The sequence below is a fragment of the Actinomadura roseirufa genome (assembly GCF_900659635.1).
Lineage (GTDB): Bacteria > Actinomycetota > Actinomycetes > Streptosporangiales > Streptosporangiaceae > Spirillospora > Spirillospora roseirufa.
Map to the genome: position 1 here is coordinate 1 of NZ_CAACVB010000465.1, position 3644 is coordinate 3644.

4 protein-coding genes are annotated in these 3644 nt (G+C 77.6%); 3 read left to right on the plus strand and 1 reads right to left on the minus strand.

The window, feature by feature from the left end; genetic code table 11:
- The first annotated feature begins 276 nt into the window (after positions 1-276).
- From E1291_RS40150 to E1291_RS40160, 3 genes are all read left to right on the plus strand, one after another.
- Entirely contained in the window at positions 277-858 is a 582-nt protein-coding gene (locus E1291_RS40150; RefSeq protein WP_131743236.1) for a DUF5998 family protein, read from the plus strand.
- Positions 855-1976, plus strand: a complete 1122-nt coding sequence (locus E1291_RS40155) for an alkaline phosphatase family protein (protein ID WP_131743237.1) — start codon at positions 855-857, stop codon at positions 1974-1976. Before E1291_RS40150 ends, E1291_RS40155 begins: the two co-directional genes overlap by 4 nt.
- 100 nt (positions 1977-2076) lie before the next feature.
- Positions 2077-2907 carry a sulfurtransferase gene (locus E1291_RS40160; RefSeq protein WP_131743238.1) on the plus strand — a complete coding sequence of 277 codons (831 nt, stop codon included), beginning with the start codon at positions 2077-2079 and terminating at the stop codon, positions 2905-2907.
- 10 nt (positions 2908-2917) lie between these two features.
- Here the strand turns inward: E1291_RS40160 and E1291_RS40165 are convergent.
- Positions 2918-3644 (minus strand): CHAT domain-containing protein (locus E1291_RS40165; RefSeq protein ID WP_131743239.1); only part of this gene is annotated, 727 nt, incomplete at its 5' end.

Genomic DNA, 3644 nt, shown 5'->3' on the forward strand with positions numbered 1-3644 from the left:
GGCGGGCCCGGCGGGACGGGATCGGGGGAGGGGCCCGGCGGCACCGGTCCGGGCGGCCCCGGCGCGGGTCCGGGCGCGGGTCCCGGCGGCGGCTCGGTGGGAGGAACGAGAGGTCCCGGGGCCGGTGCGGGGTCCGGGGTGGGCGGGGGCACCGGGCGCGGGGAGGGCAGCGGATCTCTGTTCATGTCCCACCCGTACCCCGCCGGGCGTCCGCCGACCATGATCCCCCCGTTTCGCCATGTGCGCGTCCGCCCCCGGACAGGGCAGGATGGGGCCATGAGGGAAACCCGAGCGACCGCGCATGGTCTGCGCACGGCGATCGAGCGCAGCGGCTACTACCCGGCCCTGGTCGCGGACGCGGTCGAGTCGGCCATAGGGGACGACCGCGTGGTCGCCTACGTCGTGCACCACGAGGCGACCTTCGACCCCGCGATGGAGGTGCGCCGGCACGTGACCGTGCTGGTGCTTTCGGCGAACCGGCTGCTGGTGTGCCACACCGACGAGCACCCGCCGGGCGAGGGCATGGCGCAGCCGCACGCGTCCACCACCACCGAGGCCGTCAGGCTGGACCGCGTTCAGTCGGTCGCGGTGACCCGGGTCGTCCCGGATCCCGCCTCCTACGTCCCGGGCGTGCCGCCCACCGAGGTCGTGCTGACCATCGGCTGGGGGGCGATCGCCCACATCGACCTGGAGCCCGCGACCTGCGGCGACGAGAACTGCGAGGCCGACCACGGCTACACCGGCAGCGTCACCGCCGACGACCTGTCGCTGCGGGTGAGCGAGGCCGCCGACGGCGCCGACGCCGTCGGGCAGGTGCTGGCCTTCGCCGAGGAGCTGTCCGCCGTGACCGCGCGGTGAGCGCGCCGCGCCCGCCCGTCCCGAGGTACGGGACGGGGGCCTTGGCCGACCTCGCGCCGTCGGTGCTCGCCGCGCTCGGCGTCCCGGGCGAGGTGAACGTGCTCGGCCTGCCCGAGCTGCCCCGCGCGTGCGTGCTGCTCGTCGACGGGCTCGGCTGGGAGCAGCTGCGCGCCCACCCGGACGAGGCGCCCTACCTGAACGCCATGGACGGCGGGCCGATCACCGCGGGGTTCCCGGCGACGACCGTCACCAGCCTCGGGTCGCTGGCGACGGGCCTGCCGCCGGGCGGGCACGGGCTCCTCGGCGTGCAGGTGGCCGTCCCGGGCACCGGGCGGCTGCTCAACTGCCTGCGCTGGCGGGACGACTCGGTCGACCCGGCGGTGTTCCAGCCCGCGCCGACCGCCTACGAGCGGGCCGCCGCCGACGGCGTCGCGGTCGGCTACGCGGCGCTCGGCCACTACCGCGGCTCCGGGCTGAGCCGCGCCACCGTCCGGGGCGCCGAGTACCTGGCCGCCGACGGGCTCGGGCAGCTCGTCGGGCGCGCCGCCGAGGGGCTGCGGCGGGGCGGGCGCGCGTACGTGACCGCTTACCACGCCGACCTCGACGGGACCGGGCACCGGTTCGGCGTCGCGTCCGCCGACTGGCGTCACCAGCTGCGGTTCGTCGACGTGCTCGCGCAGCGGATCGCCTCGGTGCTGCCCGCCGGGTCGGCGCTGTACGTGACCGCCGACCACGGCATGGTCGACCCGTCCGAGCGTGTCGACGCCGACACCGTCCCGGAGCTCGGGGAGGGCGTGGCCCTGCTCGGCGGCGACGCGCGCTGCCGCTACGTCTACTCCGAGCCGGGCGCCCACGCCGACGTCCTCGCCGCCTGGAAGGGCGTGCTCGGCGACCGCGCGTGGGTCGTCTCGCGGGACGAGGCCGCCGGCGCCGGCTGGTTCGGCCCGCTCGCGCCCGGGATGGCCGAGCGCGTCGGCGACGTGATCGCCGTCCCGCACGCCGACCTCGCGATCACGGCGTCCGCGCGCGAGCCGTGGCTGGCCGGGATGGTCGGCATGCACGGCTCGCTGGTGGCCGCGGAACAGCTCGTCCCGCTGCTGCGGACGGTCCGGCCGTGACGGGCCGCGCCCGCCCGGACGCGCCGTGCGTAGGCTGCCGGTCGTGACGAACCAGAATTCGCCTCTCCCTAATCCGGGCGACGCCGGTCAGACTGACGATGTGCACCCTCTCATCGAAGTGCCCGCGCTGGACCGGCTGCTGCGGCAGCGGCACCCCCTGGTGCTGCTGGACGCGCGGTGGCGGCTGGCGGGGCCCCCGGGCATCGAGTCGTACCGCAAGGGCCACCTGCCCGGCGCGGCCTTCGTCGACCTGGACCGTGACGTCGCCGGCCCGCCCGGCCCGGCGGGCCGGCATCCGCTGCCCGCGTCCGGGGACTTCGAGGCCGCGATGCGCCGCGCCGGCGTGTCGGGCGACCGGCTGGTCGTGGTCTACGACGACGCCGACTCCACCGCCGCGGCGCGGGTCTGGTGGTCGCTGCGCCATTTCGGCCATGACCGCGTCCGCGTCCTGGACGGCGGATACCGGGCCTGGACGGAGGCGGGCCTCCCGGTCGTCGCCGACGAACCGGAGGTCAAGCAGGGCGACTTCATCGCCGCGCCCGGCCGGCTGCCCGTGCTGGACGCCGACGGCGCCGCCGCGCTGGCCGGCGCCGGGGTGCTGCTGGACGCCCGCGCCGCCGAGCGCTACCGGGGCGAGCAGGAGCCGGTGGACCCGGTCGCCGGTCACATCCCCGGTGCCAGGAACGCTCCCACCTCCGGGAACGTCGGCGTCGACGGCCGTTTCCTGCCGCCCGCGCTGCTCCGCGAGCGCTTCGCCAAGCTCGGCGCGACCGACGCGCTCGACGTCGGCGTCTACTGCGGGTCCGGCGTGACGGCCGCGCACGAGATCCTCGCGCTCACCCTCGCGGGCATCCCGGCGGCGCTCTACGTCGGATCCTGGTCGAACTGGGTGGCCGACCCCGCCCACCCGGTGGCCACGGGCGACGGCTGACGCGCGGCCGTCAGCCCCCGCCGAGGCACTGGAACCCCGCGACGCCGGGGACGCGGGGCACCGCGGCCAGGGCGCGGGCCGGAGACCGGCCCGCGGCCAGGCCGGCGTGGAAGGCCGCCATGAACTCCGGGGCCACCGCGTCGCCCACGGGCGTGACGCTGGCGACCACCGTCGCGGTGCCGAGGGCGAGGAGGACGCCGGCCATCCCCAGGACGGCGTCGCCCTCGTCCCCGCGTCCGATGTCGCACGCCGACAGCACCAGCACGCGCGGTGGGACGGCCAGCTCGTCCAGATCGTGGACCGTCAGCGGGCCGTCGGCGAGGAGCAGGCGGGAGAACAGGGCGTTCCCCTCCCGGAACTCGCCGTGCGCCGCGACGTGCGCGACGGCGGCGCCGTCCAGCGCGTCCCGGACGGACTCGGCGCGCGCGTCCCATCCGTCCAGGACGCGGGCCCCGGGATACAGCGGCCGCAGCGCGGCGATCTCGCGCCCGGCGTGCCGCAGCCCGGGACCCGCCGCGAGGACGGTGTGCCCCGGTGCGCCGGTGACGGCGCGGGCGCGCAGCCAGGCGCCGGCCGACGGGACGACCGTGAACGGGCGACCGGCCAGGGACGGGAGCGCCGCCCAGGGCAGCCCGTGCAGCGGCCCGGCCGGGGCGATGACCAGCTCGCGGTCGCCGAGCACCGGCGCCAGCGGCGCGAGGAGCGCGCGGTCCAGCCGCTCCCCGGACCGGGCGAGG